The organism is Paenibacillus sp. TC-CSREp1 (assembly GCF_050171015.1).
Lineage (GTDB): Bacteria > Bacillota > Bacilli > Paenibacillales > Paenibacillaceae > Paenibacillus > Paenibacillus silvae.
The window spans coordinates 1-14,215 of the sequence record NZ_JBNOKM010000032.1; the positions used below are offsets into that span (position 1 = coordinate 1).

Below are 14,215 nucleotides of genomic sequence, written 5' to 3' on the forward strand. Positions count from 1 at the left end.
TTTTTTATGGTTTGGAAGTCTAAATTCACTTTTTTTTGCTGATTATTCATGTCAGGTTTAACGCATGACTAGTGTTCTGGTGATCGTTAGAATTATAACAGCCTCTATTTTCACAAAATAAGGTTTGTGGGAATCGTTAGAGCTTAGAGCTTAGTGAAGAGCGAAGCGAAATGCTCTCTCGTTGAACGTTTATGGGGAACTACATCGAGTTGTAGTATACGGGGTGGTTTGTTGTGTTCCTGCAGAAAAGCTTTTGCTAAAAAAATGTCCGCCGTTCAACTAATGCACGGCGGACACTCTGGCTGAAGCGGATGCTTACGTGCTTCAGCTTTATTTGATTTTGACTGTGCCTTCACCAAGCATTTTCTCCATTTCGGAGAACAGGGCCGGTGAAGGTTTGATCCGGTAGGCGTCGCTCAGGGCGAGCAGCTTCTGCTGCTGCTCGTAGAAGAGCACGGTCGCTACCGGGCCTGGGTGCTGCTGCAGCAGCTCTTTGAGGCGCACCAGCAGCTCGGGCTGCTCGGCCTGCGGGGTGAGCTTCACGAACACCCGCTGCTCGGCCCCCCGCGGGGCGCGGCTCGGCCCCGCGCTGCCCGCAGTCGCCGCACTGCCCGCGCGCGCGCCGGCTGCGGTGCCTGTGCCTGCCTCGCTGCGCGCCGAGGCAGGGCCACGGCTTCCGCTGCCACGCGCAGCGGAAGCGTTACCGCCTGCGCTGCTGCGCTGCGCTGCGGCTCCCGCGCCCGCCGGACGCTGCGGCGAAGCCGCTTGCGCCGGGCGCGAAGCGCTGCCGCTGCCGGGCTTGCCGCGGCGCTCGCGGCTGCGCAGCTGCTGCTCCAGTGCCGCCGGTGTCAGCGGCGACACTTCCTCGGCCAGCAGCTTGAACCCTTCGTCCTGCTGCTGCACTCTGGCGCGCACGACGAGCAGTTCACCTTTCCCGACATGCTGCTGGCTACGCCGCCATACCTCGGGAAAGAGAACCACTTCACAGCGTTCGACCTGGTCTTCCAGCTCCATGAACGCCATAGCCTTGCCCTGTTTCGTCGTAATCGACTTCACAGACACGACCATACCTGCGGCGACAGCCATCGTATCGTCAGCCGCCTCTGTTAACTCCATGATGCGGTCAGCCCCGCTGGATGCCAGCACAGCCTCGTAATCATCCAAGGGATGACCCGACAGATACAAGCCGAGCAGTTCACGCTCCAGCTCCAGCTGCTGACTGGCAGAGAACGGTGGAATTTCAGGGTATTCGATCTCCCAGTTCGGCGTCTCTACAAAATCAAACAGCTGAATCTGCAAGTCCTCGCGCTCTTTACGCCACTTGAGTGCCGCCTCCACCGTCTCGTCCAGCATCGCCAGCAGCTGAGCACGGTGTCCAGGCAGGCTGTCAAATGCCCCGGCCTGAATGAGCGATTCAATAACACGTTTATTGCATACCCGCAGATCGACACGACGGCAAAAATCAAGCAGACTGTCAAACGGCTTTTCCTGTCTAACAGCCATAATGCTTTCCATCGCCTGTGTCCCGACATTTTTCACTGCGGCCAGGCCAAAACGTATCGCCCCTGACGCGGATGAAGTCGTCTTCCCGATTTCTCCATCACCTGCCAGCTCTGCTCTCATCTCGATAGACGAACCCTGCTGTACAGATGGAGATGCATATGCAGTCCGCTTATCATCGTTCTGTGCATTCATCTGGTCTTGTTGCTGATCATGCTCCCGAGCCTGCAGCTGCACCGCTTGTGATGCCGATACGTTGACCAAGCCCGGATCCGTCCGCCCTGCGGACATATCATGCCCAGGCATAGCGGACACAGCCTGCCAGCCGCCGCTCCCGTCCTCTTCCGGCATCGGGCCCGGATCATCCGGTAACGGTGCATCCCCGTAGTCCTCCTGTTCGCCGTAATGAGCAAGCGAACGATCATCATGAATTACATGGGCTTCGCCGGTTACGTAAGCCTCATGAGCTTCATTGGCTTCACGAGCTTCATCGGGCTGAGGCTCTTTTGAATATCCATTATTGGCATTTTTCAATTGACCTTCAATAGCAGCATTATTCAATTCACCTTCAGAAGCGGCATTTTCCTGTACACCTTCAGAAATTGTCTCTTTCACATTCGTTGACAGGGCATTACTCCTGTCACCCGCAGCTGCAAACACCGGTGTAAATAAAACACCGCTCTCATTAACATCTGGCGGAAGCACGTCAATCTGCATGTGCCTGCATTCGACAACATATTCTGCAACCTTCCGGTGACTGCCCATCACAGCCGTCAGCATGGAGGCCATGAAATGCACGGGATAGTGCGCCTTCAGATATGCGGTTTGAAAAGCAAGCACCCCGTACGCAGCAGCATGTGCACGTGGAAAGCCATAGTTCGCAAACTTGACGATCATATCGTAAACCAGATAGGCTTCGGCCTCACTGTACCCTTGTTTCAGACTGCCCTGAACAAAGTGTCCGCGTTCCTCATCAAGCACTTCCCGCTTTTTCTTGGACACCGCTCTGCGAAGCAGGTCGGCTTCACCCAGCGAGAAACCCGCCATCCGCGAAGCAATCTGCATAATCTGCTCCTGGTACACGATAATGCCATACGTATCTTTCAGAATCGGCTCCAGGTCTCCATGCGGATAATCGACTTCAATCTGTCCGTGCTTTCCTTGAATATATTTGGAGATAAACTCCATCGGGCCTGGACGATACAGGGCCAGCACGGAAATAATATCCTCGAATACACTTGGCTTCATTTCCTTCAACACACGGCGCACTCCGGCAGATTCCAGCTGGAATATACCCATCGTATCCCCGCGTCCCAGCATCTCATATGTGAGCGGATCATCATCCGCGATGCGCGTGAAATCCGGAACCTCTGCACGTTCCCCGATCCAGCGAAGGCACCGTTCTATAATAGATAGTGTCCGCAGTCCGAGAAAGTCCATTTTGAGCAGCCCGATCGATTCCAGGCTCTCCATGGAATATTGGGTTAATGCTGTTCCTTCACTCCCCTCCTGAAGCGGCACCGCATCAGTCAACGGGTCACGGGAGATCACCACACCCGCGGCGTGAGTAGAGGCATGACGCGGCATGCCCTCGACCTTCATCGCCATATCCAGCAGCTCGCGTGTTTTCGGTTTTGTTTCATAGAGCATTTTTAGCTCAGGTGCAGCTTCCATCGCTCGTTCAATGTTAATGCCAAGCTGTGCAGGAATCAGCTTCGCAGCCTTGTCCACTTCGCCATATGGCACATTCAGCGCCCGCCCGACATCACGAACAGCAGCCCGGGCCGCCATCGTTCCAAACGTAATAATCTGGGCAACGTGGGCTTTGCCGTATTTCTGTGCCACATAATCAATGACCTCGTCACGGCGTTCATCACTGAAATCGATATCGATATCGGGCATGGATATCCGCTCAGGGTTCAGAAACCGTTCGAAGAGCAGATTGTATTTCATCGGATCTACATCCGTAATGTGCAGCGTGTATGCCACGAGACTTCCCGCAGATGAACCCCGTCCAGGTCCGGTAACGATGCCCTGCTGGTGTGCATACGCGATAAAGTCCCATACAATCAGGAAATAATCGGAGAATCCCATGCTGTCAATGACACGCAGCTCATAATCCAGTCGTTGTTCAAGCTCTGCCCTGAGCCCCGCATCGTTCCAGCGCTCGGAATCGACATAACGGGATCGCATGCCTTCCTCACACAGCTGACGCAAATATGCCGATGGACTGAGCCCCTCAGGCAATGGACGGTATTCCGGCAAAATGGATTTGCCGAATTCCAGTTCCAGCTTACAGGCATCTGCAATGCACACCGTATTGGCAATAGCCTCCGGCACATGAGGAAACAGACGGGACATCTGCTCTGCACTTTTCAAATACAACTGATTCGAGCCGATCCGCAAACGAGTCTCATCCTCTACCGTTTTGCCTGTACCGATACAGATCAGCACATCCTGCAGCTCTGCATCCTCCTCCGACAGATAGTGGGCATCATTCGTTGCCACAAGCGGAATATCCAGTTCAGCCGCCAGCTTGATCAGCTGCGGATTAACTCTCTTTTGCTCAGACAGCCCGTGATCCTGCAGCTCCAGATAATAGTCCGGCCCGAAAATATTTTTGTAACGCATCGCTGCCCGGCGCGCCTCTTCTTCACGTCCATGCAGCAGATGCTGTGGCACTTCGCCACCAAGACAGGCGCTTAGACAGATAATCCCTTCATGATGCGCAGCCAGACTCTCCATATCAATACGAGGCTTATAATGGAAACCTTCCAAATGTCCAATGGAACACAGCTTCATCAGGTTCCGGTATCCAGTCATATTTTTCGCCAGCAAAATCAAATGGTAGATCGGCTGATCCTTGCGACTGCCACGCTCCTTGCGAGAACCTGCAGTCATATAAGCCTCACAGCCAATAATGGGCTTGATGCCCCGTTCCAGACAAGCTTTATAAAATGGTATCGCACCATACATTACGCCATGATCGGTCAGCGCCAGGGTTGTCATTCCCAGATCTGCGGCTTTATCCACGAGATCCGGAATACGCGCAGCGCCATCCAGCAAACTGTATTCGCTGTGAACATGCAAATGCACAAAAGAACTCATGTTTTTTTACTTCCTTTCACCGCTAACAGTGACAGCACTCAGCACAGGCTGCGTGCTGCCCTAATGTATCTCTCATGCGTATTATTCGAATCCTGCGGATTCATGAAGACACGCGTTAAATGAATGATTTTATAACGATAAGAATGCTCCTTATATATAAAAGAGTTTATTATTCTATTTTATCATAACGACAGGGGGCTCGCCCATACAATAGAAGTACAAGCCGCTCCCCCTGTTGCAGACTCGAGACAGGAGGTGTGCTGCTGGGTCTGAAAGGGGTGTTGCCAGTGAGCACTTTTTTATCCAAAGCCATTCTTGATTTTTTTATTGCATTTGGAATCGTGCTGGGCGGGGCGATGATTGGAGGCATTGGTGCAGTTATCTCTCTCCAGCCTCCTACACAGACGATGCTCGATATTTCCGGCAAAATCAAAATATGGGCACTCGCTGCCGCTGTAGGCGGCACGATCGATCCAATGCGTGTAATCGAGAGCAATGTTCTGGATGGCAACCTGTCACCGGCGGTCAAACAAATTTTGTACCTGATCTCTGCGTTTATGGGTGCGCATATGGGAACCGAGCTCGTCAAGTGGGTATGCGGTGGAGGCCGGGGTTAAGTTAACCCGGGATAACGAGCCATGAGACTTCCTCCCTTCTCCCGTTACCGCCCGCTGATGCGTATGACTGCTGTTTTTGTGCTGGGAATGATCGCTGGATGTGTCGTGTATAACGGAGTGTTTCATGTGAGCTACAACCAGTTGTGGCTAAACAACCAGGAGCTGCAGCTGCAGCTGCATCAGAACGAGGAGGATATCAAAACGCTGAAAAAATACAGTAAACGCCAAACGGTAATCAAGGAGATCAAAATTCGCGCAGAGGAATCCGATAAAGGGCCGGATGAGGCTTCACTGAAATTGATGCTTCAGAAGCTGGGGGACGATCTGGAGGTACTGCGTGGAAGAGATGTATTTAACATTGATGAGTACAGCAAAATGACCCGGATCATGCTCAATCAGAAAATCTATACGGTCAGAGAAAAAGAATATGTCGTTCAGGTCAAAACGATGCTTGTCATGGAAGGTGTGCTTCAGGTCTGGGTACAGATTCGAATGCACGTACCCGCTTAATCTCAGGAAAAACTTCAAAAAAACTGCCCTTGTCTGAACGATCACATGATACAATAAGGGCAGTATAGGTTTTTCAGAAAAGGAGCTGCTTCTGCGTGTTGATCGAAGTATTCAAATATGTGCTCATTGCCCTGTTTGCCATCGTTATGATCTGTTCCGCACTGAACAGCATTCGTTCGCGCCGGACTCCAGACCCGCATCTTGCAGGCTTGTATCGTTCCTGGACCAATATCTGGATGGGATGTATGCTCATGCTTCTTGCGTTAATCCTGATGTTTGTCTACACAGGATCTACACTTTCTGTTATAGTGGAAGCGCTTTTCCTGGTAATCGGTGCCTATAACGTATTCGCCGGATTACGTAACCGCAGTTATTACGCCAGGCTTCAACAGCGTTCCGGTGACGCATCAGCTTAACGACCGAACAACATGTGTTTGCCCAATGCAACAAGCATCACCCAAAAGAGAGCATGCCCGCTGAACCGGGGTGCTCTCTTTTGGGTGATGCCTTTTTCCTCACATATAATCTGTCTTTAATATTCAATCCAATTCGATTTACGAATCTATTTACGAGATGTTCACCCTACTACGCATGATCTATGGATTGCAGGGTTATTACGGCTTTACACACCACACTGCCCTCTCGGGTGATGACGATGTCCATTTTGCAGGTACGACGGCTGGTCTCCAGAATCATCGGACGTACAATAATCTGATCCTCAATCTGCACAGGACGCACAAAATATGTCGTAACATTATCCACCACGTGGTCGTTTCCTGTTACATCCCAGGCAGCCCTGCGTCCAGCTTGTGTCATAATATTCAGCAGTACCCCTTCCGAGATCGTGCCAAGATCCGTTGCCATCTGGGGAATAATAAACCCGTGGAACAGCAGTTCATTATGCTCCCCGCGTTCCTCTGCGAATCCATTCCAGATCAAATGATCAAATGTCTCGCCAAGCTGCGGCTGCTTCTGGGCATCCCGCATAGCCTGAAGCACTTCCTTGCGTGTAACGGAAGCGATCAGTTTACGGTTGCGGTCGACAATTGGCAGGAAATCAATGCCTTCCCAGGTCATGATCTGCGCGGCCGAGGCCAGAGATGTTTGCAAGGATGCTGTAACCGGGCGGCGAACCACACACTTTTCAATACTTTGGTCTGCCTGCAGTTCACTGACATCCTTCAGACTGACAATGCCGATAACGCGATTCCACTCATCTACAACGGGAAAACGATGCTCTCCGGTCTCGGAAACCAGCATATGAAAATCTGCGGCAGAACTGTTCACTTTAAGCACCTGCAGCCGTGGTTTCTGGCCGATAATGTCCTCGACCAGCATAATTTTTTTCTTGATCAGCCGGTCGAAAATCGCACGGTTAATCATGGAAGCCACCGTAAATGTATCATGCCTGGAGGAAATGATGGGTAGCCCCAGCTCATCCGCCATCACTCTCACATCCCTGCTTGTGCCAAATCCGCCAGTAATCAGTACACCCGCTCCCTGCTCCAGTGCAAGGGAGTGCGCATCCTCTCTGTTACCCACAATCAGCAGGCTTCCAGCATCAATGTAACGTGCCATGGCCTGCTCCTTCATCGCCCCGATCACGTACTTGTGCAGCGGTTTCGTCAAACCCTCATTGCCGCCCAGTACATGTCCTTCAACGATCGTAACCACATCAGCAAAGGTCAGCTGCTCCGACATTCCCCGTGGTCTTTTCTCAATCCGAACGGTTCCAATTCTCTCTTTGGTTACGACCAATCCGAAGTTTTCTGCTTCTTTGACCGCACGATATGCTGTTCCTTCACTCACGCCCAGTTCACGCGCCAATCCACGCACGGAAATTTTGCTTCCGACCTTCAACTGCTCAATATGCTGAAGAAGCTGCTCATGCTTCGTTACGTTTTCCTCTTGCCCGTCCATCTGTATCACCCCCAAAGTTGCATCTGTACCATACTGTATCTATTATAACATGATTGAAGGAAAATAACCCCATACGGGCTATGGGCCTTAGAGAATGGTGCACAGCGCTTTACTGTGCATTCTATTCCAAAGTGTCTTTCACCACGTCTGATTACAAAAAAAAGACCGAAACCCTATAACAATCAAGGATTTCGGTCTTATTCAGGTACACGGGCAGGACCCGTACAATCTTTATACAGACTTTCTTTGCTCCTGCTTGTCCAGCAGCTTCATCTCCCACTGCCGCAGCTTCGCCCGTCGTACTGCCTCCAGCGCACGTTTCTTCTCCTCATCGACACCAAGAATAAAATGCAAATGAGCTCCTACAATCAACAGGGAAAACAGCACCCATACGATGCCAAAAATATTAACCCAGTCCAACCCACCGGCAAAGGAAATTCGCGGAAGTGCAATGACCAGCATCGACAATGCAACCAGCAGATAGATGACATGCTTTGTTTTATTCAACCTCTTCACCATTCACAGCTCCTTCGTTCGTTGATCTGTGATAAGTCGAACCAAAGTTATTTATACGTTTCACTCCAATGACAGAATAACCTTCCAATCGCTGTTATCCCCAGATTTTTTCGATTCCTTTTTCAAAGGGGAAAATCCGGTGATAAAGGCGAACGCTTCGCTTTTTCAGGTCTTTTCTGTCCTCTCCGTTTCAGTATAAATGACGAGTTCAACTTATATAGGTCAACTCTATATTGCTAGTCTATGAACGATTCGGAGGTAATATGAGAGGTTTAGAGAAAAAAACGGACAAGTACGTGTCTATGTTAGGCTTCCGCTCCGCCGTACAGATGAGCGAGGCTGTCTGCAATAATTTTGTTAACATCCTCGATAATTACGCTAAGGCGACGCTCTGCATCAAACAGACGGCGAATGTTCAGGTTCAGGCTCAATACCTCGAAGAGCTTCTCCATTTTCTCCATCTCATCCGGTGCAGGCATGTCCCCGCTCATCATCCGCTGCTGCAGTTCCATCTGCTGATTGCGGAAGTTATCCAGCATTGCTTTCGCTTCGGAGTCAGATTCAATCAGTTTCATCGCAGAGGTAATCTCCTCTACCTCCGTGCTTTCTCTCAAAGCTTTTGCCAGATCATTGGCCTTGTCATAAATATTCATTATGATTCCTCCTCGAATTGGTTGTTTCATCCATGTGAATTCGTATTGCTATGCTCTCAAACCAAAGCTCTGGATCAAGCCGCCCGAAAAGTCCCGAATCAAACACATTTAATTCCGGGTGGGTCAATCACCAAGGGGTATATGTCCTCATATGATGAAGCACATGCCATGTTCAGATGCCGTTCAACTTCAAGATCAGACATCAAGCTGCCGCCCGGAAGGAGATCCGTGATGTCCACTAAAAAAGTAACGATACAGGTTACCGGCTCGGGCATCCTGCAGGACGACGTCATCATGCTGGGCGAAGGGGTCCTCAAGGCACTCAAGATTCCTTCAGGAAGGCCTCTTCAGCTTCAATTCGGCTCTTACCGCCGTGAAGTTACCGTCATTCCGGTTCCCCGATATGACGGGCTGAGACTGAATCAGACGGTAGCCAGCAAAACCGGCCTTGTGCCCCGTTCGGTCCTGAGGGTATCTTACCGTGCTTCCAGCCATACGCTTCGCCTTGGACCTTACATCAGCGTTATGGTCAGCCAGGATTACCCCGATCAGCCTGATCGGCCCTTTGGCTCCATTACGATGTTCTGTCAGGAATTAGTGCATGCCTGCCGAAAGCAGGGCGCCTATGTATCCTTTTTTACACCAGAGGACATCGGAGCAGTAACCGGCTATATGAAAGGCTGGGTGTATGATGAGGGCTGGAAAAAGACCGTTCTGCCGATAGCAGATGTAGTCAATAACCGGCTGACGTCCCGCAAACTCGAGAACAAACCTAGCGTACAGCATTTTATGAAAGAAGTAAAATCGCAGTACGGCACACACACCTTTAATGAAAAGTTTCTGGACAAAAATGAAGTGTTTGACGCACTCAAGTCCATCCAGACACTTAAACGGGTTCTGCCTGAGTCCCATTTACTCAAAGCATCCAGCATGCTCAAGACGATGTGTCAGCGTTATCCGGTCATCTTTCTGAAGCCGGTACGCGGCTCACTGGGCAAAGGCATCATCCGGGTATCCCGCCAGCCGGACGGAAGTTATATGACTCTGGCGACAAGTGTCGGAGGTACCCGCAAGCAAACGTATGCTTCTCTGGATAAACTGTATGCCAGTATGTCCGGAAAAATGAAAACAACGCGTTATCAGATCCAGCAAGGGCTGACCCTCATTGATAACAGCGGCAGACCTGTTGATTTCCGCGCGCTTGTGCAGAAGAACAAAAAGGGCAAATGGAGCGTAACCTCCATCGTTGCCCGCATTGCAGGCGGCAGTCATTATGTATCCAATCTGGCACGGGGCGGAAGTCTCAGCACGGTGAAGGAGGCTGTATCCAAAACACAGCTGTCCAGTAGTGCAAAAGCTTCGGCGTATGCCGGACTGCATACAGCCGCCCTGGATATTGCCAAAGGCATCGAGAGTGCTATTCCTGCCCATTTCGGCGAACTTGGCATTGATCTGGCTCTGGATACGAGCGGACGTGTCTGGCTGCTTGAGGTCAATTCCAAACCATCCAAAAATGATAATACACCGCTGAGCGAAAGCAAAATTCGCCCTTCGGTCAAGGCCATGCTTGAATACTCCACATATCTGGCCGGATTTTGAAGTTCATCTTATGAAGGAGGCGCAGCACTATGCTTACATCTACGCAGCGCTATACGATGGCTGTTCTTGTCCGCGAAACAACAGGTGCACCTCCTTTCGCAGATGAATATTTCTGCCGCCGGCTCAGTGTGGGAAGCTCCAGATACGGGATGCGAATTGTTGTCATTCCCATTCCAGACAGCTTGAGTGAGAGTCACATTCGCAGAGGTTACATCTACGATTGGAAAAATCAGAAGCAGTGGCGGGCCGTTCACATTCCAACCATTGATCTGGTTATGAACCGCTGCCTGCGGCCTCTCTCTCGAAGGGCAAGGCAGCAGATTGAAGCCTGCCTGCCTCCTGCATGCAGTCTGCGGGAGCGCTCATGGTCAGCCAGTCTGCCTGGCAAATGGGACATTTATCAAGCCCTGTCGGGGCACGGTCCGCTTCGCAAAGTGCTCATACCTACTTCACGGGTGAGGTCGTCTATTCCCTGGGAAAGTTGGCTTGCACGCTGGCCCAAAGGTTTATTTTTCAAACCCGCATCAGGAACTCATGGCAAAAACACCTTTCGTCTGTCTACCCAAGAGACGCCATCTGCCTGGATCGTGGAGGGCCGAAACACAGACAACGAATACTTTCATCAGACATTTCAGCAAGCATCGGACGTATCTTCCTGGCTGGAATCACATCAGGCTGTACAAAAGATGATTGTGCAGCCTTATCTGGAGCTTAGCCATCTCGGAAGAGTATTTGATATCCGGGCGCTGCTGCAAAAAAACGGGCATGGCCGCTGGACGCTCACAGGCTGCATGGTACGCGAAGGTCCCGAAGGCTCTCTCACCTCGAATCTTCACGGAGGGGGTACCGCGTATCCTGCTGATAAATACCTTGCTGAACGATACGGCACAGATCAGGCTTCACTGCTGCTGCAGCAAATCAGGCATTCTGCTGCTCTCATCCCTCCGCTGCTGGAGAGCCGTTTCGGCAGGCTTGCAGAACTGGGTCTGGATTTTGGAGCGGATGCGGATGGAAGATTGTGGCTGATCGAAGTAAACTCCAAGCCAGGCCGCACCTCATTTGCGGAAGCGAAGGATGAACACATGCACGCCCTGACGTATACACGGCCGCTTGCTTATGCCCGTTATCTGCTGCAGCAAATTGTTCTCGCGGACGTCTCGCGTCCAATGAAAATGCCGAATTCATCCAGCAAAGCTGGCCTGAAACGCATCCTGATTCCAGGCGGCCAGGGCCTGTAATACCTGCTTGCCATGGAGCACAAGGATCTTTTTCAGGATAGGAGGATAAATCATGAGTTTGACCTTTTGTAATCTGCATTTCACTCAAAAACCCGAAAAAGTAGTCTATGTATCCAATGCTTTAATGAAAAGCCTCAACCTGTCCGGCAAAAAAACAATTCATCTTCGCTTTGGCCGTGATCGCGTGCCTGCTACCATCAAACCGATTCGGAAGGCCGGGAAACATCTGTATCTGGCATCCGGCATTCGTAATCTAATGAACGTACCCAAACGCGGCAGCATTTATCTTCGCAACCTTCAGAATGACGAGGTTCAGTTAGGCCCACTCATCGGCGTGTTATCCGATGGAACATCATCAACCTCGAATCCATTCGGCTCGCGTACAGGATTCATCAAGCAGCTTCTTCGTGAAGGAAGCCGTAAATCTTATATTTATGCGTTCACTCCGCGAGATATTAACTGGCAGAACGAGACGGTTTCCGGTTACTTTCTGAACGATAGCGGCAGCTTTATCCGCAGAACTGTGCCGCTGCCGGATGTGGTTTACAACCGTTTGCCAAGCCGCCGATCTGATTTTTCACCAGCCATCAATCAGCTGCGGGAGCGATTTGTTCGCCGCAAAATTCCTTTTTTCAACTGGAGCTTCTTCAACAAATCAGATATATACAACCTGCTGGAGAACGAGCCAACCGTAGGACGTTATATACCCGAGTCCATCACCAATCCTACGGTGGAACAAATGAAGGAAATGCTGGAGCGGCACCAGTTCGTATATTATAAACCGACCGCGGGCAGTCTCGGCAACGGAATTTATCGCTTGACCTATTCGCCCAAACGCGGCTATTTCGCACGGTATCGCAAAAAGGGCGGCAATGCACTGCTTCGCTTTGGCTCTTTTAACAGCCTGATGCGTATGCTGCAGGGCAGACATGGCAAGCATCTGCGTGGTTATGTTGTTCAACAAGGAATACGCCTGATCGAGATTGATGATTGCCCGATTGATTTTCGTTTTCACATGCACAAAAACGGTAACAACCAGTGGGTCGTTGTTGGCATCGGGGCCAAAAAGGCAGGACGCGGAAGTGTAACCACTCACATCAAAAATGGTGGCTCTCTGATGACGCCCGAACAGGCGCTCAGCCGCAATTTTGGAGAACGGGCGGGCGAGGTTCTGCAGCAGGCGAAAGCCGTCGCTATCACACTGGCCCAGGCGATAGAATCCCAGCACCAGCATCTGATTGGTGAAATTGGCTTTGACCTGGGCATTGATCAGGAGGAACATGTATGGATGTTCGAAGCGAACGCCAAACCCGGGCGCTCCATCTTCCGTCACCCTTCACTCCGGCTGGAGGGGAAATCGTCGGTGGAACACATTTTGGAGCACTGCCTGTATCTGAGCAAATTCCGGAAGAGGGAAGGCATTTGATGAGCCTTCACGATGATTTCAAACCTGTCATCGCTGTGCTCACCATGCATGATCAACAGCGAATGTTCAGAGGAAATCATCAAAATTTTCAGGATATTCTGCAGACGGGCGAGAGCATGGGATATGTCGTTTATATCGTAACGGTCCGCGACCTTGATGTGACTGTACCTACAGTGAAGGGATATACGTATAACAAAGGGAGCGGCAAATGGGTTTCACAGCCGTTCCCTCTCCCTCATGTTTTGTATAACCGGATTCCGAATCGGGAAGACGAGCGCAAACCTTCCGTTCAGCGCAAAATTGATGAATGTCTGCAATCCGGCATCGAGCTGTATAACCCGTTCTTTTTCAACAAATGGGATCTGTTTGAATGGCTCAAAAAATCCAAGTCTACCCAGCGACTGATTCCACATACCCGGCGGATGCGAAGTGCCTCTTCACTTGGCACGGTGCTGCGAACCTACCCTTATCTGTATCTCAAGCCGGAGAGCGGCAAAGCGGGCAAAGGCATTATGATGCTCAAATTTCAGGAAAAAGAAAAACTTCCTTACCGGCTTAAAATACAAAATACCCGCAAAAGCATGACTTACAAGGCAGCAACATTATCCAAGCTCTGGGCACGGATTCGCAAGGAAACCGGGCGTACGCCTTATATCATGCAGCAGGGCATCGAGCTTGCCTCTTCTCATAAACGTCCTTTTGATCTCCGTGTGCTTGTGCAGAAAAACGGCAAAGGACAATGGAGTGTAACCGGCATCGGAGCACGGCTGGCAGGCTCTCGCAGCATCACAACCCATGTGCCTCGCGGTGGTACAGTCGAAGACCCTGAGGAACTGCTCACCGATCTGTTCGGGGAAGAGATGACAACAGCCCTGATGAAGCGGGTAAAGTCCACTTCCCTGATGATTGCGAGACAGGTTGAACGCGGCTCAGGTTATAAGCTGGGAGAAATGTCTATGGACCTGGGGGTGGATGATCTGGGGGAAATCTGGTTCTTTGAAGCCAATGCCAAGCCGATGAAGTTCGACGAACCACAGATCAGACGGCGTTCACTGGAGCGCATTTTCCAGTACAGCGCTTATCTCGCCCGCCAGTCTGCACGATGACGGACAGAAATCTGTATATAAA

General features: G+C 50.9%; 11 protein-coding genes. 7 read left to right on the top strand and 4 right to left on the bottom strand.

What is annotated here, in order from left to right; translation table 11 throughout:
- Nucleotides 1–330: 330 nt before the first annotated feature.
- Nucleotides 331–4,608, bottom strand: a complete 4,278-nt coding sequence (locus tag ACQSGY_RS28955) for a DNA polymerase III subunit alpha (protein WP_427182008.1) — start codon at nt 4,606–4,608, stop codon at nt 331–333.
- A gap of 287 nt (nt 4,609–4,895) precedes the next feature.
- Here ACQSGY_RS28955 and ACQSGY_RS28960 point away from each other — a divergent pair, with 287 nt between their 5' ends.
- The 3 genes from ACQSGY_RS28960 (at nt 4,896) to ACQSGY_RS28970 (ending at nt 6,151) form a co-directional block, all read left to right on the top strand.
- The gene (locus tag ACQSGY_RS28960) at nt 4,896–5,225 is read left to right on the top strand and encodes a YtrH family sporulation protein (protein WP_095288133.1); all 330 of its coding nucleotides are present in this window, start codon (nt 4,896–4,898) and stop codon (nt 5,223–5,225) included.
- A 21-nt stretch (nt 5,226–5,246) separates the two neighbouring features.
- On the top strand, nt 5,247–5,735 hold the full coding sequence (locus ACQSGY_RS28965; protein ID WP_184179591.1) for a hypothetical protein: 489 nt from the start codon (nt 5,247–5,249) through the stop codon (nt 5,733–5,735).
- Between the two features lie 95 nt (nt 5,736–5,830).
- The gene (locus tag ACQSGY_RS28970) at nt 5,831–6,151 is read left to right on the top strand and encodes a YtpI family protein (protein ID WP_188592955.1); all 321 of its coding nucleotides are present in this window, start codon (nt 5,831–5,833) and stop codon (nt 6,149–6,151) included.
- 169 nt (nt 6,152–6,320) lie between these two features.
- On the opposite strand, the gene ACQSGY_RS28975 is transcribed toward ACQSGY_RS28970, so the two are convergent.
- The 3 genes from ACQSGY_RS28975 to ACQSGY_RS28985 form a co-directional block, all read right to left on the bottom strand.
- Complete coding sequence (locus ACQSGY_RS28975; protein WP_427182009.1) at nt 6,321–7,655, bottom strand: DRTGG domain-containing protein; 1,335 nt, start codon at nt 7,653–7,655, stop codon at nt 6,321–6,323.
- A 231-nt stretch (nt 7,656–7,886) separates the two neighbouring features.
- A complete protein-coding gene (locus ACQSGY_RS28980) occupies nt 7,887–8,174 on the bottom strand; it encodes a hypothetical protein (protein ID WP_188592953.1) in 288 nt (95 codons plus the stop codon).
- 302 nt (nt 8,175–8,476) lie between these two features.
- Nucleotides 8,477–8,824 carry a YlbF family regulator gene (locus tag ACQSGY_RS28985; RefSeq protein ID WP_427182011.1) on the bottom strand — a complete coding sequence of 116 codons (348 nt, stop codon included), beginning with the start codon at nt 8,822–8,824 and terminating at the stop codon, nt 8,477–8,479.
- Between the two features lie 231 nt (nt 8,825–9,055).
- Between ACQSGY_RS28985 and ACQSGY_RS28990 the strand changes: the two genes are divergently transcribed.
- From ACQSGY_RS28990 to ACQSGY_RS29005, 4 genes are read left to right on the top strand one after another with little or no spacing between them, the layout of a single operon-like run.
- Nucleotides 9,056–10,423 carry a YheC/YheD family protein gene (locus ACQSGY_RS28990; protein ID WP_427182013.1) on the top strand — a complete coding sequence of 456 codons (1,368 nt, stop codon included), beginning with the start codon at nt 9,056–9,058 and terminating at the stop codon, nt 10,421–10,423.
- A gap of 29 nt (nt 10,424–10,452) precedes the next feature.
- A complete protein-coding gene (locus tag ACQSGY_RS28995) occupies nt 10,453–11,661 on the top strand; it encodes a YheC/YheD family protein (protein ID WP_427182015.1) in 1,209 nt (402 codons plus the stop codon).
- Nucleotides 11,662–11,713: 52 nt separating this feature from the next.
- The gene (locus tag ACQSGY_RS29000; protein WP_427182017.1) at nt 11,714–13,087 is read left to right on the top strand and encodes a YheC/YheD family protein; all 1,374 of its coding nucleotides are present in this window, start codon (nt 11,714–11,716) and stop codon (nt 13,085–13,087) included.
- The gene (locus tag ACQSGY_RS29005; protein WP_427182019.1) at nt 13,087–14,193 is read left to right on the top strand and encodes a YheC/YheD family protein; all 1,107 of its coding nucleotides are present in this window, start codon (nt 13,087–13,089) and stop codon (nt 14,191–14,193) included. Before ACQSGY_RS29000 ends, ACQSGY_RS29005 begins: the two co-directional genes overlap by 1 nt.
- The last annotated feature ends 22 nt before the right edge of the window (nt 14,194–14,215 follow it).

What these genes read in the sequence shown, in the direction of transcription:
- ACQSGY_RS28955 (WP_427182008.1), bottom strand. Translation starts at nt 4,608, where the DNA reads ATGAGTTCTTTTGTGCATTTGCATGTTCACAGCGAATACAGTTTGCTG.
- ACQSGY_RS28965 (WP_184179591.1), top strand. Translation starts at nt 5,247, where the DNA reads ATGAGACTTCCTCCCTTCTCCCGTTACCGCCCGCTGATGCGTATGACT.
- ACQSGY_RS28975 (WP_427182009.1), bottom strand. Translation starts at nt 7,655, where the DNA reads ATGGACGGGCAAGAGGAAAACGTAACGAAGCATGAGCAGCTTCTTCAG.
- ACQSGY_RS28980 (WP_188592953.1), bottom strand. Translation starts at nt 8,174, where the DNA reads ATGGTGAAGAGGTTGAATAAAACAAAGCATGTCATCTATCTGCTGGTT.
- ACQSGY_RS28985 (WP_427182011.1), bottom strand. Translation starts at nt 8,824, where the DNA reads ATGAATATTTATGACAAGGCCAATGATCTGGCAAAAGCTTTGAGAGAA.
- ACQSGY_RS28990 (WP_427182013.1), top strand. Translation starts at nt 9,056, where the DNA reads ATGTCCACTAAAAAAGTAACGATACAGGTTACCGGCTCGGGCATCCTG.
- ACQSGY_RS28995 (WP_427182015.1), top strand. Translation starts at nt 10,453, where the DNA reads ATGCTTACATCTACGCAGCGCTATACGATGGCTGTTCTTGTCCGCGAA.
- ACQSGY_RS29000 (WP_427182017.1), top strand. Translation starts at nt 11,714, where the DNA reads ATGAGTTTGACCTTTTGTAATCTGCATTTCACTCAAAAACCCGAAAAA.
- ACQSGY_RS29005 (WP_427182019.1), top strand. Translation starts at nt 13,087, where the DNA reads ATGAGCCTTCACGATGATTTCAAACCTGTCATCGCTGTGCTCACCATG.